This window comes from Moorena sp. SIO3I8 (assembly GCF_010692325.1).
GTDB lineage: Bacteria > Cyanobacteriota > Cyanobacteriia > Cyanobacteriales > Coleofasciculaceae > Moorena.
This window is the reverse complement of the sequence record NZ_JAAHHW010000046.1, coordinates 1-20,908: the sequence shown is the minus strand read 5'-3', so window position 1 is coordinate 20,908 and position 20,908 is coordinate 1. Positions and strand designations below refer to the sequence as shown.

The following is a 20,908-nucleotide window of genomic DNA, read 5'->3' as shown; positions in this document are numbered from 1 at the left end:
CTGCTCCCTGCTCCCTGCTCCCTGCTCCCTAAAAACCCATAAATTTGCACCTAATTGAATTGCAAACCGCTGTATTAGCTTAATCAATTAAAACGTCAACTTTTGTAAGTTTACCAACCAATTTAGGTATGGAAATGGAAACAAGATTGGAACTAAATAAAGTTGAACCAGCAGCTTATCTAGCCATGAATTATTTGGAAAAATATGTGAATAAAAGTGGGTTAGATAAAACACTGATAAAGTTGATAAAAATTCGTGCTTCTCAACTGAATAAATGTGCGTTTTGTATCGATATGCATACAAAAGAAGCCAGAAGTAATGGAGAAACAGAACAACGAATTTATGCCCTAAATGCTTGGCAAGAAGCGCCGTTTTTTAGTCCAGAAGAGCGGGCTGTATTAGAGCTAACTGAAGCAGTAACTCTGATTTCAGAGAATCAGGTACCGAATTCAGTTTATGAAGAGGTAAGTCGCTATTTTTCAGAAACTGAAATCGCTAAAATTTTGATGGCTATTGTCACGATAAATGGTTGGAATCGTATTGCTATTACTACAAAAATGATTCCAGGTGCCTATTAGAGGGTGTGTAAGCTATCAGCTAATGCGCTACGCGCACGCTACGCGAACAGCTATCAGCTATTAGCTATCAGCCAAATAAGTTTATTTTAAGCTGACCGCTGACGGCTGACGGCTGACTGCTGACTGCTGACTGCTTACAGAGGCTGTTTGTCAATAAAATGTGCTTTCTTGTTATTCAAATCTAACTAAAGAGGTAGCTTAAACCATGACTAATAGTACAGCATTGAAAACATCAGTTTGTATTTTAGGTTCAGGTCCAGCTGGGATTGTAGTTGGTAATATCCTGCTACAAAATGGGATTGATTGTATCATTGCGGATAGATACAACCGCGAAGAAATATATACGAAGGCGCGGGCCGGTGTGCTGGAAAGCACCACAGTTGACCTACTCAAAAAACATGGTCTAGCGGATACAATTCTCCAAAATGGCTATACCCATGATACCTGTGAATTTCGTTACCCTGATTACAGCGTTGTCTTTGATTACGGCAAGTTAGCTGATGGGGATGTCCATTACATTTATCCCCAAAGCGATCTCAATGACGATCTGATTCAAAGATATCTGGATGCAGGTGGTAAGTTATTGTTACGCCATGAGGGGAAAAAAATTACTCAAACCGATGACGGCGTCATTGTTGAGTGTTACGATAAAGATGGTGACACCACCATCACGATTCATGCTGATTTTGTAGCAGGGTGTGATGGCTATCATGGAATCTCGCGCCAATCAATTCCAGACGGAGCGGTAGACATCTACACAAAACAGCATCCCTACGGCTGGCTGGCAATTTTAGCTTACGCACCACCTTCTGCAAAACATGTCATCTATGGCTTGCATCATGATGGCTTTGGAGCTCACATGCCGCGCAATAGCAAGATTTCTCGTTACTATTTACAAGTTCCACTCCATGATGAGGTTACAAATTGGCCTGATCAACGCATCTGGAGTACCTTGGCCAAGCGTCTGGCGAAAAAGGGATGGACCTTGAAAGAAGGGGAAATCTTTGACAAGCGGATTTTATCCATGCGCAGTTATGTTATGGAGCCGTTACAGTACCAACGGTTATTGATAGCTGGTGATGCGGGTCACATTATTACACCTTGCGGTGGGAAAGGTTTAAATCTGGCGGTACAGGATGCGGGTGTTCTCGGAGAAGTATTGGTAAGTTACTACCAGGAAAAACGGGATATTTCTTACCTAAAACGCTACTCGGAAATTCGTTTGCCCTATATTTGGCGTGCTCAAGAATTCTCTTGTTCGATGTTGCATATGCTGCATAAGTCTGAAGAGAAGGATGTAGATAATGTCCGTTTCTTCAATAAGTTGAGTGAATCGAAATTGAAGCAATTGTCTACATCGGTGACATTTGCTAGGGATTTTGCCAGAAACTATGTCGGTATTATTTAGCAAAGGGAGTAGGGAGTAGGGAGTAGGGAGTAGGGAGTAGGTAACAAAATTCTCACAATTCATTGAGGAGCCCTATCTGAGAGGTATACAGAATTTTTTTCCTGTCTTGATGCAATTGCCTCGCTATTCCCTCTTCTCTCTTCTCTGTTCCCTGTTTCCTGCTCCCTGCTCCCTAAAAGCGAGGAGTTTGTGCCTCACCCGATTAAAAAAAAACTACAGGTTATTAAGGAGACCAATCATGAAGATTATCGAAATGCAAAATTATAAGAGTTTCGACTATTACACTCAGCTGGAAGAAAAACTTAAACCAAGCCGTATGGATCTGATCAATCACCCGCTTTACCAACAGTTAGATGATTTGGTATCTCTACAGATATTTATGGAGTCTCACGTGTTTGCTGTTTGGGATTTCATGTCTCTGATTAAGACTCTTCAACACCGAGTCACTTGCTTGGATGTACCTTGGGTGCCACCGACAGATATTAATTCTGCCAGGATGGTCAATGAGATTGTTTTAGCTGAAGAGACTGATGAAGTCTCACCAGGAAATTACATCAGTCACTATGATCTATATATGGTGGCGATGACAGAGATTGGGGCTGATACTAATCCAATTAAAACGTTTATATATTCTCTTAGAAAAGGTATTCCATCTGAGCAAAGTCTAGCCTCTATTTCGATACCTGAATTAACCAAAACGTTTGTGAAATTAACCTTGGAAACTACGACTAAGTCAACCCATGAAGTAGCTGCAGCTTTTCTACTAGGTCGAGAAGATATCATTCCTGCTATGTTCAGACAGGTTATTGCTACTTTAGATAGTCTTTATGGATTTACTTGGGATTCTTTGCGTCTCTATCTAGACAGGCATAATTTTCTGGATGAGGATCAACATGTTCCGATGGGGAAAAAACTCTTAAAAAATCTTTGTGGTGATGATCCTGTAAAGTGGGAGCAAGCTTTCAACTCTGCTGAGAATGCTCTCAAAGCACGCTATGCTCTATGGGATGGTGTAGCTGAGTTGATTCAGCTCAACAAAGAGAATGATATAGCGCTGCTTGAGATGTAATAAGGCGGTTTGCAATTGCTGTTAGGTACAAAGTTCTGGGTTTTTAGGGAACAGGGAACAGGGAACAGGGAACAGGGAAAACAATCCTGTGTACCTAATAGTTATGCAAACCGCCATAGTTAACAGGGAACTTCGGAACAGGGAAGGGTCATCGAACTCAGGTTATTATAGGGCTCAATAGCTCTTTCATACTGTTCCCTTTCCCGAAGTTTTATGTTACTTGTTTATAGTAATACTATTTTACTAGTAAATCCTTCGATTAGCCATTACTAAAGCAATAAAAAAAAAAATTTGTATTATTTAAATCAATTTAAAATTAATACTTTATCTGAGGCTAGATAATGCTAATTATTCAAAAGTATGGTGGTACGTCGGTTGGATCAGTTGAAAGAATTAAAGCAGTTGCCCGGCGGGTGAAGCAAACAGTCCAAAATAATAATACTGTGGTGGTAGTGGTTTCGGCGATGGGTAAAACCACTGATGACTTGCTCAGTTTATCGAAGGCAGTCTCGACTAATCCCAGTGCTCGGGAGATGGATATGCTTCTGTCTACTGGAGAACAAGTATCAATTGCTTTGCTGAGTATGGCATTGCAGGAATTGGGACAACCGGCTATTTCTTTAACTGGGGCACAAGTAGGAATTATCACTGATGCTGAACACGGTCGTGCCAGGATTTGGGAAATTCAGCCAAAGCGAATTCAGCACTATCTTAATCAAGGAACAGTGGTAGTTGTAGCTGGATTTCAGGGTATGAGCAGTGGTGATAACTTTGAAATTACTACTCTAGGACGTGGCGGTTCAGATATATCAGCTGTGGCGTTAGGGGCTGCCTTAAAAGCAAATTTGTGCGAAATTTATACTGATGTTCCAGGCATTTTTACAACTGATCCTCGGATTGTACCAGAGGCACAATTAATCCCAGAAATTACTTGTGATGAAATGCTAGAGTTAGCGAGTTTAGGGGCAAAGGTGCTACATCCTAGGGCGGTAGAGATTGCTCGTAATTATGGGGTACCTTTGGTTGTACGTTCAAGCTGGAACAATGCACCAGGAACTAGGATAATTTCTCCGATGCCTAAACCTCGTTCTCTGAAAGGGTTGGAAATTAACAAGGCAGTATATGGAGTGGAATTGGAGACAAATCAAGTAAAAGTAGCCCGATGGCAAGGGCGGGATCGTTTAGGGGTAGCGGCAGGGTTATTTGATGAAATTGCTCGTGACAATCTCGATGTTAATCTGATGATTCAGTCAATTCAGGAGGACGATGGTAAAGATATTGCGTTGACCGTAGTGAACAGAGGTTTTGAACAAGGTGAGACTTTAGGAGCTGCAGCAAGTGAAACTAAACTCAAAGAGTTGATTACTTCTGCTTTATACAGGGATCCTTGGCAAGGGTCACAAGAGGTAGAAATGATGGTAGAGCAGAATATGGCAACAGTGGCAATTACTGGAACTGGTATGATTGGACGTCCTGGGGTTGCAGCTAAAATGTTTTCTACTCTAGCAGAGGCGGGAGTTAATATTGAGATGATTTCTACCTCTGAGTTGAAGATCACCTGTGTGATTAATGCTGAGGTATGCGATCGCGCTGTTGCTGCTTTGTGTCAGGCTTTTGAAATTGATCGTTCTGTAGTGCTCGGAGCTGATTCAATTCAGGAGTTTTCTACCGGTTCAAGCCCATCCCCAGTATGCGGTGCTGTGGTTGATCTCAACCAAGCTTGTATCACAATTCGCCATGTCAGAGATCAAGCGGGAATGGCAGCAAAAGTCTTTGGACGACTGGCACAAGAAAATATTAGTGTTGATATGATTATTCAGTCTCAACGCTGTCATAGCTTTAATGATATCCCCAGCTGTGATATTGCGTTTACGGTGGCTCAAGCTGATGCTGAAGCAGCATCCATGGCTTTAAAAGCGTTAGCACTAAGTATTGGTTGTGGGGAAATTCTAGTGGATACAGAAATCGCTAAAGTTAGTCTAGTTGGGGGTGGTATGGTGGCACAACCAGGGGTTGTGGCTCAGTTTTTTGAGGCATTAGCACAACAGCAAATAACTATTCAGATGATTACAAGTTCGGACACTAAAATTAGTTGTGTGGTTGCTCAAGAAGAAGGAGTTAAGGCTTTAAATGCGGTGCATAAGGGGAGCATCCCGGTGCTTAAAAACTATGCCCAAACCCTCAAGGGTTTGGCTACACCAGCAAAGCCGAGCTACGCAGGCTAATAAGTAGGCTAATAAATCCGGCACAATTAAAGCTGACGGCTGAATACTGACAAAAATTAGGCAAAAATCAGGAGAATAAAATCATGATCAAACTTTATGATTACCAGCTATCTGGCAATTGCTACAAAGTGCGGCTAATGCTGTCACTACTTGGGTTAGAACACGAGACTGTCTGGGTTGATCTGGACAATGGTCAACACAAATCTCCAGAGTTTCTGGAATTGAATTCCTTTGGACAAGTGCCAGTTCTCACCGATGGAGATTTAATCTTTCAGGATGCCCAAGCTATTTTAGTATATCTAGCACGGCGCTATGGTAGCGAAGACTGGCTGCCTTTGGAGCCTGAAGCTATGAGTCGAGTGGTGCGCTGGTTATCTACAACTGCAGGAGAGATTCGTCAGGGTCCAGAGTTTGCTAGACTTTATTACAAGTTTAATGTACAAACCGTTAACATCGAGGTAGCAACACAAAAGTCGGAAACTATCCTGACACTGCTCGACAACCACCTCAGTGATCGGGAATGGCTGGAACTGGGTCACCCCACAATTGCTGATATTGCTTGCTTCCCCTATGTTAGTCCCGCAACTAAACCCCAATAAATAGGTATAAAACAGTATTTAACTGTATAAAACCGACATTGACATTTTGCTAGCGCTAGAGTACACTTAAGATGTAGGACACAGTCAGTTAACAATGCCAAGAAAAGTAGGAGCAACAAAGAAAATATCGACTCAGGTTGTCCCCGTAGTGGGGATGACTAAGTCGGTAGAGTTTGAGTTGTTGCAGGTAATGAAAAAGTTAGGAATTGTCAGGTCTGAGTCTTACAATAAACTAGGCAGCATTAACCATTGGGGACTGGACTGGAAAAAGGCCATCCCGGAAGTGAAGAGTTTCAGGACTCCCGATACTCTGGGATTGCCTGCCAAGTTGATGGATTGGACTGTAAACGATGTAGCGAAGGCTATCACAGCGAGCCAAGCAGCTTGTATCGACGCCGTTGTCAGAAAAATTTATAAAAGGTTTCCTGGGAAAGACAATCAAAAGACAAGAAAGGAGCTTTGTAAACAGCTTAAGACCTTGGCTTTTCTGGAGAACCCACTGCTGCATAGGCTGGTCAGAAAGGAGTTTAAAAGGGGTCATTCCTGGGTCAAGAACCAGATAGTCTATCAACAAATAGGCTATAAGTGCAGGAGGCTCTCCCGTAACACTTATCAGCTAGAACTAGCTGGATTAAGAAGAGGAAAAAGAAACAGAATAATCGTCAGATCTAATCGCAAAATAAGTGGGCAGATTAGATTAATCTACAATCAAACTCTACAAAGATTTGAAATTCACTTCTTAGTAGATTATGGAACAGTGGAAGTACCCGCTAACCGCCACCCTATCGGGATAGACAAAGGGTACACAGAGGCTTTATATGATTCAAATGGCCAAGCGCATGGCAAAAATTTGGGCAAAGCGGCTACCAAAAAGTCCAATCGCATCTGTGCCAAGAATCGTAATAGAGGAAAGCTTTGGGCGATACATAGAAAGTTAGAAAAACTTGCTCCAGCAAAATCTGCTCGTATCCTTAAAAACAACCTAACTAGAAAAACAGAAAACAAGCGATACAGACAGAACCAAGCCGAACTAACTGCCATAATAGGAGCGGCCTCCAAGTCTCTTTTTAATGGTGAATCACTCTTAGTTTTTGCGGAAGATTTAACACAACCAATAAAAAATAAACGCCAGTCCAAAGCCATGTCCCGTAAGCTTAATAGCTGGATGAAAGGGAAAATGCGGGACTCCTTACAGAAATGGGCTGATTGGACTGGGTCGGTTGTTACGGAAGTTCAGCCTAGCTACACGTCGCAAGTTGACTCTGTTACTGGAACCCTGTTGGGGGAAAGAAACGGGGACAATTTTACCAGGTTTAATGGGGTCGTGTTACAGGCTGACTACAATGCTGCCAAAAACATACTTAATCGAGGTACGGATAAGGAAATCACCCGGTATATGAGTAAAACCGAGGTGCAGGCAGTATTGTTGCGTCGTACCGCGCGTTTCTTGGAAGGGATGGGACTTAGTTTGCTTGATGCAGTTGAGCTTGGATGGATTAATTGCAAGCATAGCAAAACTAAGGCTTTTAAGGAACTCCTGGTCGAGATGCCAGGATCGCCTAGAAAGATGAGTGGAAGGCTTAACTCCAATTGCTGACTACCACTCCTCCCTCAGGCAACAATAAATTGCACCTTGACCGTTTTATACCGGATTATCCCGATTAATGACGGTTTAAGAGTATCTCTCTCACCAGACGCCAAGATTTCTCTAGATGCTTACCCCAATGTGCTGTCTTGGATGGAGCGGATTAAGCAATTATCAGGCTACATTGCGATCGCATAATTTCGGGCATTGCTGAATCTTCGAATTAATATGAGTGGGGTGGGCATCCTGCCCGCCCGAAATTATTGATAACGGGCAAGATGCCCGTTCCACCAAGATGCCCGTTCCACCAAGATGCCCATTCCACAAAACTATTAAAATCATTCTATTATTAAGCAACGCATAATTTCCTCCCCACCATCAGCCCGTAACTTAATCACGTCCATGGCGCTAGCGGTACTCTTTCCAGGTATGCTGAATCTAGCGCCATTGATAGCATTTTCATTTATATTTCAGAACAATCGCGCAACACAATACAGTATCGACGAGGACGACTGATTATCCCTTCTTCCTCAAACTGCTTGATCAGCCTGGTGATGGTTACTCGTGTGGTGCCAATCATCTCAGCTAGTTCTTGATGGGTCACTGGTATATCAATAAGTTGCCCACTACAGACGGGACGACCGAACTTCCGGGCTAACCAACTCAAAAACTGTTGCAAACGCTGAGAGACTCTTGGTGTTCTAATGATACACAGCAACTCTTCTGTCTGTCGCAGATGGCAAACAATAGCCTCGGATAAGCGGTAAGACTGAGACAAAGACAGACATTGCGCTTTAACCCTAGTCAAACACTCGATCTCGTAAGTTTGCAAGTTAGACAAAGATTTCCCCACTACATCCCCAACTCCCCAATATCCTAATGTAATTACTGTTCCTTCGTCATTCCAGGTCAAGGTTTTAACCACACCCTGTTGAACTACCCATAGTTGATCGGGTTCTAGAGCAATCAAGTCATGGCGCTTAAAGAGATGAACAGATGGCTTGAACCTAGTGGTGACAGGGTTCTGAGTGACTAACGATTGCTGTGATCCCTTACCAAATCTGCGAATTGTCATGATTCTTAATAAAAATAGGTTTCATTTTCCTTAAGCAGTAGTGTAAGCTATTCCAAGTAACTATTGAATATATTTTGCAATAAAATCCTAGGAGGTGTAGTATAGTGGCAAACATTGCTGAGAGTTCCCGATTAGTAGAGGGAGAGTATGGTTGGTGGGCAGGTAACGCTCGCCTCACGGAGTTATCCGGGAAATTATTGGGGGCTCATGTTGCCCATGCTGGTCTAATCGTCTTCTGGGCTGGAGCAATAACCCTGTTTGAACTATCCTGCTTCAATCCTGCCAAACCCATGTACGAACAAGGCTTAATCCTGCTGCCCCACTTAGCAGCTCAAGGCTGGGGCGTTGGTGCTGGGGGAGCTATAGTGGATACTTACCCCTACTTTGTGATTGGTGTTTTGCACCTGATCTCTTCAGCATTTCTCGGCTTTGGTGGTATCTTCCACGCCCTCCGTGGTCCGGAAACTTTAGAAGAAAAGTCTGGCTTCTTTGGGTATAGCTGGGCAGATGGGGACAAAATGACCACTATCATTGGCATTCACCTGATTCTACTGGGATTTGGAGCTTTCCTACTGGTGGCTAAAGCGATCGCGTTTGGGGGGTTGTACGATCCAGCAGTGGAGAATGTGCGAGTCATTAACAACCCTACCCTGAATCCAGCAGTGATTTTCGGTTATCTGTTTGGTACTGTGGGCAAGAACTGGATTGCTGGAGTCAGTAACCTAGAGGATGTAGTTGGTGGTCATATTTGGGTTGGTCTGCTCTGTATTGGCGGTGGCTTTTGGCACATCAAGACTCAGCCATCTGAGTGGACGCGCGGTCTTTTTATTTGGTCTGGAGAAGCCTATCTTTCCTACAGCTTGGGTGCTTTGGCGCTGATGGGCTTTATCGCCGCGTACTTCTGCGCTGTTAACACCGTAGTCTACCCAGAAGTCTTCTATGGACCTGCCTTATCAATTAAGCTGGATGTTTTCCCCTACTTTGCCGATCCTAACTCTAGCTCTATTTCTTGTCGGAGTTGGTTAGCTAATGCTCACTTCTTCCTTGGGTTTTTCTTCCTCCAAGGTCATATTTGGCATGCTTTGCGAGCAGCTGGGTTTGATTTTGGCCGGGGTCAGGTAGTAGCTTCAGAAGCTACTACCTAAATTCAGATTAATGCAATTAATTCTAATAAAGTGTGTATATAATGGCACTTTATTGACCAACTCAAAATGCCAATAATTCTCAAAGAGGTACATCAATGACAGCAGTAATTGCTGATAGTCCCAACCAAGGCCAAATCTCAAAAGTAGGCTGGTGGGCTGGTAATGCTCGTTTTATTGAATTATCCGGTAAGTTGCTAGGTGCTCATATCGCCCATGCTGGTTTGATAGTCCTGTGGGCGGGAGCAATGACCCTGTTTGAACTATCTCGCTACAACCCTGACGTGCCGATGTATGACCAGGGATTAATCTTGTTGCCCCACCTGGCTTCGTTAGGCTTGGGTGTTGGGTCTGGTGGTCAAATTATCGACACCTATCCCTATTTTGTAGTTGGGGTCTTGCATTTGATTTCCTCAGCAGTGCTCGGAGCTGGAGGACTTTACCATTCCCTGCTTGCCCCAGATAAATTAACCAATGATGGCACCTTTGCTGGTTTCTTTGGCTATGACTGGGAAGACTCCGACAAGATGACCACCATTATCGGCATTCACCTCATCCTTTTGGGAGTTGGTGCTTGGCTCTTGGTAGCTAAAGCCCTGTTTTGGGGTGGACTATTTGACCCCTGGGCAAGTGGCGGTGGCAATGTACGAGTGATTACCGATCCCACCCTTAGCCCTGTCAAAATTTTTGGCTACTTAATTGGTGCATCCGGTTCAGAAGGCATGGCAGCCGTCAAGAATTTAGAAGATGTGGTTGGTGGTCACATCTGGATTGGTTCGATCTGCATTGCTGGTGGTTTCTGGCACATCTTAACCAAGCCATTTAACTGGGCACGTGAGGTTTTGGTTTATTCCGGAGAAGCTTATCTCTCCTATAGCTTAGGGGCGCTGGCCTACATGGGAATTTTTGCCGCCTACTTTGTCATGGTCAATGACACCGTTTATCCGGAAGTGTTCTATGGTCCAGTAGGCACTTTAGAATCCAGTGATGGCATCGTATCTGCTCGCGGTTGGTTGGCAGCATTCCACTTTGTCTTTGCCGTGTTGTTTCTGTTCGGTCATATCTGGCATGCTATCCGGGCGCGAGGAGCAGAAGCTGGTTTTGACTTCAAAAAAGGTGAGCTGATTATCCCTCGGAGTAATCCCCAAGTTGGTGACTTGGCAACCCCAATTAACTCCTCAGATCTCAGCCTTAACTTCCTCAAAAACCTACCTATTTACCGTCCCGGTCTTTCTCCCCTGTCCAGGGGTCTAGAAATTGGCATGGCTCATGGGTATTTTATCTTTGGTCCGTTTGCCAAATTAGGACCGTTGCGGGATTCACAGATGGCAAACTTAGCTGGTGTAACAGCAGCCATTGCTCTGATTGTAATCGCGACCATCGGCCTATCAATCTACGGTACAGTCACCTTTAAAAAAGAGCTAAAAACTGTACCTCGACCCACATTCGTTACCAGGGTACCCGAGGTACCAGAAACTATCCAAACTGCTGACGGATGGAGTCAGTTTGCTGGAGCTTTTCTAGTTGGTGGCGCAGGAGGAGCGATTTTTGCCTATCTGCTGGTCAATAACCTAAGTATGATTCAGGGAATGATGGGTTAAAATAGTTGCTAAGAAGTCTCAACAAATGCTAGAGTAATTAATGGAGCATTCTATACGCTTCTTAAAACAGGAGCTGTTTGGGGCTAGGAAGCCATGTCAACCCTAACCCCATTATCTCTTTTCCCTAGCTTAGATATAACTAACCGTTCATCCGTCCCATAGTGACAGCCAGGTTAAGTGCAACTTTGACCTAAACTATTGGAACAGACAATATGCCCTCCTTTTGGTTTCAGTTTATTGATAAAATTTAGTGATAAACTAGAAACGACCTAGAGGGCGTTCATAAAGATGGATGCCATAACCACGATGGATGTCTCCACTAGCAACTAGCATTTACTGGTATTGCTGCCACTGTCGGCAACAGATGCCAATGCTGGAGGAAAGGATACTGACTGACTCTACCTCGGTAACCACTAAGCACAGCAAGCATACTACTTAGTTTCTCAACCATCTAGTAAGTATATGCGCTACGCGCACGCTGCGCGAACAGCTATCAGCACTCAGCAAGATTTTGAATCAAGTAAAACTTAGGGATTGAGTTAAAAATTACTTTCCCTTTAACTAAAGGCTGGTTAAAAATAGCTGAGCGCTGAGCGAGCAATCCTTACACCAAGGAGCATGTCATCTTTGTAATTCTGTACATAGATCCCCCCTAGCCCCCCTTAAAAAAGGGGGGAATTAGATTAAAAAGTTTTCCTTAATAAGGGGAAATTAGATTAAAAAGTCCCCCTTATTAAGGGGGATTTAGGGGGATCTGAATCAGGAATTAATAAAATTAACATGCTGCTATTACACCATCTAATCAACATCAATCAGGAGTAAATAAAAATGTCAAAAATTGGTCTTTTCGTCGGCTCTCAAACCGGTAAAACAGAGGCGGCAGCTGAAGAAATTCAAGAAGGACTTGGCGGTGATGGTGTCGTCACTATACATAAAATAGAAGAGGCTGAAAATAGCGATTTTGAAAAGTACGACAATATCATCATCGGCTGTCCTACTTGGGATATTGGGGAATTACAAGCTGACTGGGATGGCTACTTTGAAGAGCTAGATAATATCAACTTTAGTGGTAAGAAAGTTGCCTACTTTGGAACTGGAGACCAGGAGGGCTATCCCGATAACTTTATGGATGCCATTGGTATTCTAGAAGCAAAAATTTCCGAATTGGGGGGTAGCACCGTTGGAAACTGGCCGAATGAGGGTTACGAATTTAATGAATCAAAAGCTCTCAAAAATGGTAAGTTTATTGGTCTTGCCCTCGATGACGATAACCAGTCTGAACTGACTGAAAAACGGATAAAAACTTGGGTAGCCCAACTCAAACAAGAGTTTGGAGTTTAGTTTTTACAACCGTTGTAAGCTGCTTTGCATTTAAATTGGGTATTTTCCAATTAGGAAAAAACCTGAGGTGCGCTTTCCGTAGGCGAATTAAATTCGCCACGGGTCGCACCTGAAAACCGTCTCTTTTTTATAAAGCTAGCTACGTTGACCGTTGACTATTGACCACTTACATTTGAGCGTTAACGGTCAACATTAATGACTTTCAAACATATAATAAAATGCTTCACCCCTATTGAAGATTTGTGATTATAAAATTGCTATAGGGATCCGTGTAGGAATTATGATAATTTTTGCTCCCTACTCCCTACTCCCTACTCCCTACTCCCTACTCCCTACTCCCTACTCCCTACTCCCTACTCCCTTTGCTATATGTCTAATTTGCCTGAAATCCTTTGGTTGAATGTTAGTCCAAGTTTTCTACGTTTTGATCAGCCTTTAATTCGTTATTTGTCTAAACAAAAGCGAGTTGGCCAGTGGGAGTATCGCCAAAACCAAGATGAACCAACTTCTCTTGATATCGCCCTGACCTTACTTCATGACTATCTCAAAACCTCAGATCATCCTATCCATCTGGTAGGCCACAGCACTGCTGGTTTGGTAGGACTACTCTATAGCCGTAAATATCCTGAAAAAGTCAAGTCTTTAACTCTATTATCAGTAGGTGTTAATCCCGCAGTTGACTGGCAAGCCCACTACTATGTGCAGCTCCAACTTTTACCCTGCACTCGCCAAGTGTTGCTTAGCCAAATGGTTAAGAGCCTCTTTGGTCATCACAATCACCGTATCACGAAAGGTTTAGTAACCATCCTAGAGCAGGATTTAGCTTATTCTCCCTCTCCTCATTCCCTATATCAACGGGTTAGTGTACCACCAACAGCAGTGCAAGTGCCATTAATGGTATGTGGTTGCAAGGATGACATTATTGTTGATTCTAATGCTTTGCAAGGATGGAAATCTTGGTTAAAAGAATGCGATCGCTTATGGGAATATCCCGAAGGGGGTCACTTTTGCCACTATTTCCATCCCAATCGAGTAGGAAGGCAAATCATCCGGTTTTGGGAATCCCTATCATCACCAGTCCCTGAGCCATTAGCAATTAGTACTTAGGTAAGCATTTAGCCATCAGCCATTAGCTGATAGCTGATAGCTGTTCGCGCAGCGTGCGCGTAGCGCATAGGCTGATGGCTGATAGCTGAAACTATCTGTAGCATCCATAAATTGAAATCTTATTAGTTAGTAGTTAAGCATGTTCGAGATACTTCTTTCTCAGGTTATTCAACATTTGCTAACGTTTCTGTGCTGCATAGCTGCTTGGACATTAATCGGAATAGCGTTATGGCGGATGCGGGCGACCTTTCGAGACGGTGTCGCTCATCTGAGACAATTACATCAAATTCCCTGTAGTCGCTGCGCCTTTTTTACTGGAGATTATCGCCTCAAGTGTACAGTACATCCGTCAAAGGCGCTAACAGAAGAGGCAATCAATTGTTATGACTATGAGGCAACTCTCAATCCTGCTAGGGTTAACTCACGACGGTGTAAGTGTAGTCATCAAGCTACTTCTAAAGTTGTGTGACGTTGAACCTCCCCACCCGTCGCAGGGATGGGGATTCCCAGGCACAACAACTATGTTGCTGTTAACTCCGTGGGCGTGACTTCCCCCCGCACCGGAGGTAGCTGAGTGGGGTCAATTCCCAGTTTTTTTAGACCCCGCATTTTGATGTTTATTGCCCCATTAACATTTCTAGTCATCATAGTGACCACAATTGGTACAGACAAACTTTTCTTTCTTTCTGTTACTTTTACTGACGTGATGGCATTTCGGGCATTTTTGAGACGTGTGCTTGGGATTTATTTTGACTACTGGTATGCCTGACTTCGCAGCCACGACCTCTACCTTTTTAACCAGTTCACCCCAAGCTGCATTAGATATTGATCTGTTTAAACCTCTTTTTGCCGACTGTCCATTGCGGACATATCCACCATTCTCATTAGGTCTAGGTTTACAGCGAGATTTCATTGCCTTTATATTAAGATCTTCAAGTACCAAGGCATCTGTATCTTTGACTAACTGATTAGCTACATCCCAATGATAGGCACTACGATTGTTTGCAATACGCTCATGAAGTGAGGCCACCCTAGAGTAAGACTTTCCTCTATTTTTAGAACCTTTTTTCTTTCGGCTAGCAGCCTTTTGTCTCAGTTTTAAGCGTCTTTATCTGCGTTTAAAAGACTTTTGTTTAGCTGGATTAGCTATTGTTTTACCATTAGAGATACTGACTAACTTGTTAATTCCTAGATCGCAGCCTTTGACTCTTAGAGGATTGATTTCGCTATTACTCCTTATCGGAGTAGTTGGAACTGACTTGTCTTCGATTTGAAGACTTACAAACCAACCGCGAGCCTTCCTCCGAACAGTGACTGATTTTAAAATAAAACCCTCAGGGATAGGGCGAGAATTGTAAAAACCCATCCATCCAATTCCTGGGAGATATATATTGTCCCCATCAAGCTTTACTTGACCAGGAGCATATTTGAAGCTCCTAAATCGTGACCTTCTTTTTGGTCTAGGGTATCCAGTTTATCCTTTAAAGAATTTAGCAAATGCAACATCCAATTGTCTTAGAGTTTGTTGCAATACAGTTGAATGAATTGATTTATACCAGGGTCTTTCTTTCTTGAGTATGGGAAGACTAGAACTTTGGGCTTCATAGGCACTTCGTCTTGGATTATTTCGACTTTTCTTCCAAGGGTAACCTACTGAATAATTTTTGCTGACTGAACAAGTTAATGGACACGCTTCTCCACCGCTTTTCAGATCACAATAATTGCCTAATCTAGGAGCTTTTGCTTGATTGTAAGAATCATTTCTGTCTCTAAGCAGGTAATTATACTGCGACCTCAACATGTCTAACCACCGATTCATTACGGCTTTTTGTCGTTGAGTGGGCTTGAGTTTGTAAGAGTATCCTAGTTGCATCTGTTCGACCTCTTTCAGTGCTAATCTAATTATAGACCCCCAAAATAATAATGTCAAGTAAATGAGTGAACAAATTAAAAGAAAAGTAGGAAGACCCAGATTACACGAGGAAGCTAAAAAAAGTTACAGCATCAAGGCCACTGAAACTGGTTGGCAAGGATTAAAAAGGCTGGCTGCTCGTTCGGGCTTAAGCCTTTCTGAATACTTAGAGTTCCTAGGGAGGACTGGGACTTTGCCTGATTGAGGGAAAAATTCATCCCCGGAGACGAAACCTTAGAATAGGGTCGCCTTTATGGTTGGTCGGCTATGAGCAAAAGGGTTAAAACTTTATTATTAAGGCGACCCTATTCTTACGGTAACTTTAAACCTTAAGAAGGATGGGGTATTCTTTTTCCCTGGCCTTTGGCCACGCTACGCGAACAAACTCCCTTTTTGATAATATGTTTGGCTCTGGCGCGCCAAAGGGGATTGACCTACGGTCACGCTATGCGAACGCAAGTTAGGTAACCGTAAGTTATCAGTTATCAGCTAATGGGCCATATCACAGGCTAGAAGCCTGTGCCACGCTACGCGAACAGTTTTTAAATAAGCGCACCTAAGCGGTCTTGGGGGAAACCCCCAAGACCGCGCTGCATTAAGACAACAACTAAGCATTGGTTTAATCTTTTTTACGTCTGCATTTCAAGTAGAGAATGGCTGACCGCTGACCGCTGTTCGGGTAGCGTGAGCTAAAAGCTCACGGCTGACAACAGCTTCAGTTTTCCAGCAGGTTTCTGGTTCCATAAGAATTGGGCTTTTAATAATAAACTTTATTGATAAATAGCTAAAAAATAAAAATCAGATCACCACCCTAGTGATCTGATTGGCTGTTGGTTTACCATAAGGAGGACTAGCTTCCTGTCTAGAGAAGAAACCCTGGCTCTGTGTCTCGTCTAGATGGCAACTTACATTTTTAGTATACCACTTAATGCTAAAAATTAGCAACTAGTTTTTCAAAGAAATTATGACGAAGGCTCTGTCGTTGGATTGTCTTGGGATTTTGACAGTTTATCTAAGTACTTAATCTGAGTACTCATTAATACACTGCCAGAACGGGCTTGGACAGCATGCCACAAGTGCCCCCCTAAGAACAAGAGTCCCAAGAAAAACTGAACATTTGCTGCTACCAGACGGTTAGAACCGTAAAATTCAGTGGGAAAGACCGTAGTGTTGTTAGCAACAAAAGCAGCAGACACAAAAGCCATAAACGCTAGAGACCCTAAACTGTAGGAGAGGATTGCTTCTCCTTCAATCTGGAGGGCACTCCTAGCCCAGTTAAATGGAGTGGAGACAATATGCCAAATCCCGCCACCAATACACATCATCCCAATCCAAATATGACCACCAATGACATCTTCTAAATTATTGACAGCTGCCATTCCAAGAGGATTCCAAACCCCATCGACAATGCCAAAGAGATAACCAAAGATAGTCACTGGGTTAAGCGTTGGGCTGGTAATGATACGTACATTGCCGACAGCAGCGTCATAAATGCCACCAAAAACCATTGCCTTGGCTACCAGCAACAACGCACCCACACCTAGGAAAATCAGATGATGTCCTAAAATAAAGCTGAGCTTCTTGGGGTCAGTCCATTCATAGTGGAATTTAGGGGCGCGTCCAGTGCCATCTTTCAAATTTGCAACACCACTAAAAACATGAAATAGACCACCTGCACCCAAAACAGCGGATGCAGCTAGATGCAAAATGCCAATCACAAAATAGGGATAGGTATCTGTGACCACACCACCGGGTGCGACACCCCAGCCTAAAGTGGCTAAGTGGGGTAACAACGTTAATCCTTGCTCGGACATCGGCTGACCAGGCACAAGCTGGGAAATTTCCGCTATGGTAGTTGCGCCTGCCCAGAACATAATCAAACCAGCGTGAGCAATATGAGCTCCTAATAATTGACCGGATAAGTCCCTAAGACGGGCATTACCAAGCAACCAATCCGGATTAGTTCGTGATGGAATACTATTTGTTGTCATGAAAACCGAGTATATCTCTATCTAAAACATAAATTTGGTAGAGTGCTACTCAGCAGCCCAGGAAATTTTTGGTTTAGTAGGTGTTAGATTGATTGGACAGCACCTAACACCTACTATCTAGAGAGGGCTGCTTTTTACTAGCTGATTAATTCAAGCCTTCCTCAAATTTCTTAAAGTCAACGCCGATGGAACGCAATGCATGCCATAGGTGACCTTGAAGAAAGAAGAAAGCTAGGAAGAAGTGGGCATTGGCCAACCAGCAGCGAGGAGTGTGGGCACCCAAAGGCAACTCAATAGTGTCTGCAAAATATGGCGAAACACCAAGCTTGACCTCTAAGGCAGGACCATAGAATTCGACGGGATAGGCTAGGGTATTAACTGCGCAGAAGTAAGCTGCTACAAATCCTGCTAGAGCAATACCGCCGAGAGAGTAGGAAAGAACCGCTTCTCCCTCGAAGCTTACGAGATTCTTTGCCCACTTCAGTGGTGGGATGAGGATGTGCCAAATACCACCACCAACGAGTAGCAAGCCAACATAGATGTGACCGCCTACCAAGTCTTCTAAGTTATCCACCGAGGCAAAATGGGTTTGATAGCCATAGATTGCCAATGGATTAAGATTTGGGCTGGTAACGAGCCTGACATCATGAATGGTGGCATCGTATAGTCCGCCAAAGTACATGGCTTTCGCGGCCAATAACAGAGCGCCTACTCCTAGAAAAATGAGATGATGCCCAAGAATAAAGCCTAACTTCTTAGGGTCATTCCATTCAAAGTGGAATTTAGCGGCACGACCGCCAGCATCTTTCAATTGTGCTGGACCTTTAGCGGAATGGAACAGAGCACCCGCTCCCAGAACAGCCGAGGAGATCAGGTGTAGAGCGCCAACAACAAAATAGGGGTAAGTATCCACTATCTGACCGCCTGAGCCTACACCCCAGCCCAAAGTAGCTAAGTGGGGCAGCAGAATCAGCCCCTGCTCACCCATGGGCAGGGTGGGATCATACCAAGAAATTTCAAACAGAGTAAATGCTCCAGCCCAAAAAACGATCAGGGCTGCTTGGCCGACATGAGCAGCTACGAATTTGCCAGACAAGTTGGCTAGGCGGGCGTTACCAGCCCACCAGTCATATTTAACCTCGGGATTACCGTATGTTTGCATACTCGATCCTTACTCGATCCTTAATTGCTTCATTGTTTCACCACCTCCTGTTTAGGGTTGAGGTGAAATCACATGAATCGATTGTGCAGCATTAGGGAGCCAATTTAAACTTAGTTGCAATATTTTTTAACATTTATTGCAACTAATTATCATTTTTTAGATTCATTAATTCTATGAAAGTCTTGTATATCAAAAGTTACAGCTATTTATGCTAATCCCAAGTTACCCAAAATTGTTGTCAACACCTCTCATCAGTTTTTATTTGATAAATAAGTTTTATCATTAGTTTTTCTAATAGTTGCGGAAAATGCTGTCAAAATGAGAACATCTACTGGTGTCATTCAGCTCAAACTTGACTTATATATCTGAGATATATATGAAATCGTACAATTTAAATATGATTTAATAAGACTTAGGTATCGGCCACCATATGCACTACCTGTAGTAAGTTTATATCCAGATTACCGCTATATTTATGGTTTAGTCACGTACGGAAGCGTCAGTTGTCTTTGATCTAATGCCCTATGGCTCTAACCACCCTTATCGGTTTAATGTAATCACAAATTCTATAATAGACCCTTTGGTAACACTTGACAAAGTTTAGCAATATTGATACTGTCTATCCTAAGACATCTTCTCTTATGTCTGATAACGAGCCAGAATCGCGGCAGAGATTACATTTATTACTCTCTGCCGCGCTTTTTGCTGGTCGTTGACCGGAATAGGCATGATCGTCTTAGGTGGTATTAGGCATAAGTAGGATTAAGGGCAAAAACCATGAACTCAAAACCCAACAGCTAACACTGTGCCACCGTGCCACCGTTCCCTAAACTTCGAAACCAACGGGTATTTCTAAAACCTTTGCTGCTTTGACCAAAGCTCTCCGGAACCGATAGCCGACGTCCACAATATCTTTTCGCTGACTAATGTCGAGAGAACTATAGGGTTGAGCTGCGACTTCGCCCTGGGTGAAGTAAGGTTTAAGCTTGCCTTTTGCTGCTTTATAAGCTGCCTTAACCTCTTCATTGACACTGGGGTCTTTGTCTGCCACTTTTGCTGAATAGGGAGCATACTGGCTGAAAATTCCGATCCAGTTATCTGAGAAGATTAACAGGCTCTGATCCGACCAAGTTTCTTCTTCGCCACAAATCTTCTTGGCTACTACTTCTGTCGCCAAAGCAATCATCCCCTCAAAGTTCAAGGTGGAATTGAAGTTCTGCCGCTGATCTAAATCTTTGATTAGGGTTTTGACGCTCTCGACTAACTCTTTAGCAAAAGGAAGCGCTGCTTTCACGTTCCCTTCCCGGTACAAGAGAACTTCGATCCGGTGAAATCCCTTAAATTCTGGGTTATCCTCCCCACCATCAAAAGCAGAGGGGCGAGCATCAATATCCCGGTCAGTTTCTTCAAAGCTGGCTGCGTAGGTTTCAATTTGCTCGTAAGGAGGACGGGCTTTGACATAGGCGTCTTTGGCATTTTCCAAATTGCCACTGCGAATTGCTTTCACTAAGTCTTCGACAAGGGGTAGCTGTACTTGGGCTTGTTGTCGGAAATACCTTAAGCCCTGATCAACCTCTGCAGCATAGGGGTCTCTAGCAGCTGCAATTAACTCCTTGCTTGAACCAGGGCGAATTAGACTAGAAGCCGCTAGGGTGCCTAAACCACCCACAGCAGTAATTTGTAGTATTTTTCGTCGATTAATTGTCATGGGGTTAAACTTGAGAAAGATTCTTTTTTAGCTTCGATTATTATAGTAGACCTTGATCAACTTGATAAAAATATTTATCGATAAATTAAACCTTAAAGATGTGATGAAGAGATTGTGAACAGGTTGTAAAGACACAAGTATCCCATACCACTCATTAAAAGTGGCCCAAAAAAAAAGTCCCAAGTCAGACTAGTGTTACTGATTCCAATTCTGGAAACTACGGCTACTCATCTCTTTATCTCCCCATCTCCCCATCTCCCCATCTCCCCATCTCCCGATCTCCCCATCTCCCCATCTCCCCATCTCCCGATCTCCCCATCTCCCCATCTCCCCATCTCCCGATCTCCCCATCTCCCGATCTCCCCATCTCCCCATCTCCCCATCTCCTCATCTCCCCATCTCCCC

The 20,908-nt window shown here is 43.5% G+C and carries 22 protein-coding genes; 14 read left to right on the top strand and 8 right to left on the bottom strand.

All coding sequences use genetic code 11. The annotated features are described in order from the left end of the window. Window positions 1-128 precede the first annotated feature (128 nt). The 7 genes from F6K51_RS18420 to F6K51_RS18390 all read left to right on the top strand — a co-directional run bounded on the left by F6K51_RS18420 (window position 129) and on the right by F6K51_RS18390 (window position 7,662). Window positions 129-578, top strand: a complete 450-nt coding sequence (locus tag F6K51_RS18420; RefSeq protein WP_293022581.1) for a carboxymuconolactone decarboxylase family protein — start codon at window positions 129-131, stop codon at window positions 576-578. A gap of 205 nt (window positions 579-783) precedes the next feature. Next, entirely contained in the window at window positions 784-1,986 is a 1,203-nt protein-coding gene (locus F6K51_RS18415) for a 4-hydroxybenzoate 3-monooxygenase (RefSeq protein WP_293022578.1), read from the top strand. Between the two features lie 238 nt (window positions 1,987-2,224). After that, window positions 2,225-3,055 carry a DUF3050 domain-containing protein gene (locus F6K51_RS18410; RefSeq protein WP_293022577.1) on the top strand — a complete coding sequence of 277 codons (831 nt, stop codon included), beginning with the start codon at window positions 2,225-2,227 and terminating at the stop codon, window positions 3,053-3,055. 341 nt (window positions 3,056-3,396) lie between these two features. Continuing rightward, window positions 3,397-5,280, top strand: coding sequence for an aspartate kinase (locus F6K51_RS18405; protein WP_365939982.1), 1,884 nt, complete (start codon window positions 3,397-3,399; stop codon window positions 5,278-5,280). 83 nt (window positions 5,281-5,363) lie between these two features. After that, window positions 5,364-5,879, top strand: coding sequence for a glutathione S-transferase family protein (locus tag F6K51_RS18400; protein ID WP_293022575.1), 516 nt, complete (start codon window positions 5,364-5,366; stop codon window positions 5,877-5,879). Window positions 5,880-5,973: 94 nt separating this feature from the next. After that, a complete protein-coding gene (locus tag F6K51_RS18395; RefSeq protein WP_293022572.1) occupies window positions 5,974-7,476 on the top strand; it encodes a zinc ribbon domain-containing protein in 1,503 nt (500 codons plus the stop codon). Window positions 7,477-7,512: 36 nt separating this feature from the next. Further along, complete coding sequence (locus tag F6K51_RS18390; RefSeq protein WP_293022569.1) at window positions 7,513-7,662, top strand: hypothetical protein; 150 nt, start codon at window positions 7,513-7,515, stop codon at window positions 7,660-7,662. Here the strand turns inward: F6K51_RS18390 and F6K51_RS18385 are convergent. Both F6K51_RS18385 and F6K51_RS18380 read right to left on the bottom strand, forming a co-directional pair. Then, window positions 7,639-7,806, bottom strand: a complete 168-nt coding sequence (locus F6K51_RS18385; RefSeq protein ID WP_293022565.1) for a hypothetical protein — start codon at window positions 7,804-7,806, stop codon at window positions 7,639-7,641. The genes F6K51_RS18390 and F6K51_RS18385 overlap by 24 nt on opposite strands. A 121-nt stretch (window positions 7,807-7,927) precedes the next feature. Next, complete coding sequence (locus F6K51_RS18380) at window positions 7,928-8,539, bottom strand: Crp/Fnr family transcriptional regulator (protein ID WP_293022562.1); 612 nt, start codon at window positions 8,537-8,539, stop codon at window positions 7,928-7,930. Between the two features lie 104 nt (window positions 8,540-8,643). On the opposite strand from F6K51_RS18380, the gene F6K51_RS18375 reads away from it, so the two are divergent. From F6K51_RS18375 to F6K51_RS18350, 5 genes are all read left to right on the top strand, one after another. Next, window positions 8,644-9,684 carry a chlorophyll a/b binding light-harvesting protein gene (locus F6K51_RS18375; RefSeq protein ID WP_293022559.1) on the top strand — a complete coding sequence of 347 codons (1,041 nt, stop codon included), beginning with the start codon at window positions 8,644-8,646 and terminating at the stop codon, window positions 9,682-9,684. Window positions 9,685-9,779: 95 nt separating this feature from the next. After that, window positions 9,780-11,282 (top strand): chlorophyll a/b binding light-harvesting protein, encoded by a 1,503-nt coding sequence (locus tag F6K51_RS18370; protein ID WP_365939981.1) that lies wholly within the window; start codon window positions 9,780-9,782, stop codon window positions 11,280-11,282. Between the two features lie 828 nt (window positions 11,283-12,110). Beyond that, window positions 12,111-12,623 carry a flavodoxin FldA gene (gene fldA / locus F6K51_RS18360; protein WP_293022556.1) on the top strand — a complete coding sequence of 171 codons (513 nt, stop codon included), beginning with the start codon at window positions 12,111-12,113 and terminating at the stop codon, window positions 12,621-12,623. A 369-nt stretch (window positions 12,624-12,992) separates the two neighbouring features. Continuing rightward, window positions 12,993-13,730, top strand: a complete 738-nt coding sequence (locus tag F6K51_RS18355) for an alpha/beta hydrolase (RefSeq protein WP_293022553.1) — start codon at window positions 12,993-12,995, stop codon at window positions 13,728-13,730. A 139-nt stretch (window positions 13,731-13,869) separates the two neighbouring features. Continuing rightward, the gene (locus F6K51_RS18350; protein WP_293022550.1) at window positions 13,870-14,199 is read left to right on the top strand and encodes a hypothetical protein; all 330 of its coding nucleotides are present in this window, start codon (window positions 13,870-13,872) and stop codon (window positions 14,197-14,199) included. Window positions 14,200-14,367: 168 nt separating this feature from the next. On the opposite strand, the gene F6K51_RS18345 is transcribed toward F6K51_RS18350, so the two are convergent. Next, window positions 14,368-14,826: a transposase gene (locus F6K51_RS18345; RefSeq protein WP_293022660.1), complete on the bottom strand. Its 459-nt coding sequence runs from the start codon at window positions 14,824-14,826 to the stop codon at window positions 14,368-14,370. Between the two features lie 378 nt (window positions 14,827-15,204). After that, window positions 15,205-15,549 (bottom strand): transposase, encoded by a 345-nt coding sequence (locus F6K51_RS38485; RefSeq protein ID WP_364300732.1) that lies wholly within the window; start codon window positions 15,547-15,549, stop codon window positions 15,205-15,207. Between the two features lie 115 nt (window positions 15,550-15,664). On the opposite strand from F6K51_RS38485, the gene F6K51_RS18340 reads away from it, so the two are divergent. After that, window positions 15,665-15,847 (top strand): hypothetical protein, encoded by a 183-nt coding sequence (locus tag F6K51_RS18340; protein ID WP_083304956.1) that lies wholly within the window; start codon window positions 15,665-15,667, stop codon window positions 15,845-15,847. Window positions 15,848-15,980: 133 nt separating this feature from the next. Beyond that, complete coding sequence (locus F6K51_RS18335) at window positions 15,981-16,106, top strand: hypothetical protein (RefSeq protein WP_293022545.1); 126 nt, start codon at window positions 15,981-15,983, stop codon at window positions 16,104-16,106. Window positions 16,107-16,604: 498 nt separating this feature from the next. On the opposite strand, the gene F6K51_RS18330 is transcribed toward F6K51_RS18335, so the two are convergent. The 4 genes from F6K51_RS18330 to F6K51_RS18315 all read right to left on the bottom strand — a co-directional run bounded on the left by F6K51_RS18330 (window position 16,605) and on the right by F6K51_RS18315 (window position 20,878). Then, window positions 16,605-17,633: a chlorophyll a/b binding light-harvesting protein gene (locus F6K51_RS18330; protein WP_293022542.1), complete on the bottom strand. Its 1,029-nt coding sequence runs from the start codon at window positions 17,631-17,633 to the stop codon at window positions 16,605-16,607. Between the two features lie 145 nt (window positions 17,634-17,778). After that, window positions 17,779-18,795 (bottom strand): chlorophyll a/b binding light-harvesting protein, encoded by a 1,017-nt coding sequence (locus tag F6K51_RS18325; RefSeq protein WP_293022539.1) that lies wholly within the window; start codon window positions 18,793-18,795, stop codon window positions 17,779-17,781. Window positions 18,796-19,621: 826 nt separating this feature from the next. Further along, window positions 19,622-20,503, bottom strand: a complete 882-nt coding sequence (locus tag F6K51_RS18320) for an EfeM/EfeO family lipoprotein (protein WP_293022536.1) — start codon at window positions 20,501-20,503, stop codon at window positions 19,622-19,624. 195 nt (window positions 20,504-20,698) lie between these two features. Continuing rightward, window positions 20,699-20,878 carry a hypothetical protein gene (locus tag F6K51_RS18315; protein ID WP_293022533.1) on the bottom strand — a complete coding sequence of 60 codons (180 nt, stop codon included), beginning with the start codon at window positions 20,876-20,878 and terminating at the stop codon, window positions 20,699-20,701. Window positions 20,879-20,908: the final 30 nt, after the last annotated feature.

Bases quoted from the DNA above. Each gene is read 5' to 3' on its own strand.
- F6K51_RS18405 (WP_365939982.1), top strand. From the start codon at position 3,397: ATGCTAATTATTCAAAAGTATGGTGGTACGTCGGTTGGATCAGTTGAA.
- F6K51_RS18325 (WP_293022539.1), bottom strand. From the start codon at position 18,795: ATGCAAACATACGGTAATCCCGAGGTTAAATATGACTGGTGGGCTGGT.
- F6K51_RS18315 (WP_293022533.1), bottom strand. From the start codon at position 20,878: ATGGGGAGATGGGGAGATCGGGAGATGGGGAGATCGGGAGATGGGGAG.
- F6K51_RS18400 (WP_293022575.1), top strand. From the start codon at position 5,364: ATGATCAAACTTTATGATTACCAGCTATCTGGCAATTGCTACAAAGTG.
- F6K51_RS18415 (WP_293022578.1), top strand. From the start codon at position 784: ATGACTAATAGTACAGCATTGAAAACATCAGTTTGTATTTTAGGTTCA.
- F6K51_RS18330 (WP_293022542.1), bottom strand. From the start codon at position 17,633: ATGACAACAAATAGTATTCCATCACGAACTAATCCGGATTGGTTGCTT.
- F6K51_RS18420 (WP_293022581.1), top strand. From the start codon at position 129: ATGGAAATGGAAACAAGATTGGAACTAAATAAAGTTGAACCAGCAGCT.
- F6K51_RS18410 (WP_293022577.1), top strand. From the start codon at position 2,225: ATGAAGATTATCGAAATGCAAAATTATAAGAGTTTCGACTATTACACT.
- F6K51_RS18335 (WP_293022545.1), top strand. From the start codon at position 15,981: ATGGGGTATTCTTTTTCCCTGGCCTTTGGCCACGCTACGCGAACAAAC.
- F6K51_RS18340 (WP_083304956.1), top strand. From the start codon at position 15,665: ATGAGTGAACAAATTAAAAGAAAAGTAGGAAGACCCAGATTACACGAG.
- fldA (WP_293022556.1), top strand. From the start codon at position 12,111: ATGTCAAAAATTGGTCTTTTCGTCGGCTCTCAAACCGGTAAAACAGAG.
- F6K51_RS18380 (WP_293022562.1), bottom strand. From the start codon at position 8,539: ATGACAATTCGCAGATTTGGTAAGGGATCACAGCAATCGTTAGTCACT.
- F6K51_RS18395 (WP_293022572.1), top strand. From the start codon at position 5,974: ATGCCAAGAAAAGTAGGAGCAACAAAGAAAATATCGACTCAGGTTGTC.
- F6K51_RS38485 (WP_364300732.1), bottom strand. From the start codon at position 15,549: ATGAATCGGTGGTTAGACATGTTGAGGTCGCAGTATAATTACCTGCTT.
- F6K51_RS18320 (WP_293022536.1), bottom strand. From the start codon at position 20,503: ATGACAATTAATCGACGAAAAATACTACAAATTACTGCTGTGGGTGGT.
- F6K51_RS18350 (WP_293022550.1), top strand. From the start codon at position 13,870: ATGTTCGAGATACTTCTTTCTCAGGTTATTCAACATTTGCTAACGTTT.
- F6K51_RS18355 (WP_293022553.1), top strand. From the start codon at position 12,993: ATGTCTAATTTGCCTGAAATCCTTTGGTTGAATGTTAGTCCAAGTTTT.
- F6K51_RS18385 (WP_293022565.1), bottom strand. From the start codon at position 7,806: ATGATTTTAATAGTTTTGTGGAATGGGCATCTTGGTGGAACGGGCATC.
- F6K51_RS18370 (WP_365939981.1), top strand. From the start codon at position 9,780: ATGACAGCAGTAATTGCTGATAGTCCCAACCAAGGCCAAATCTCAAAA.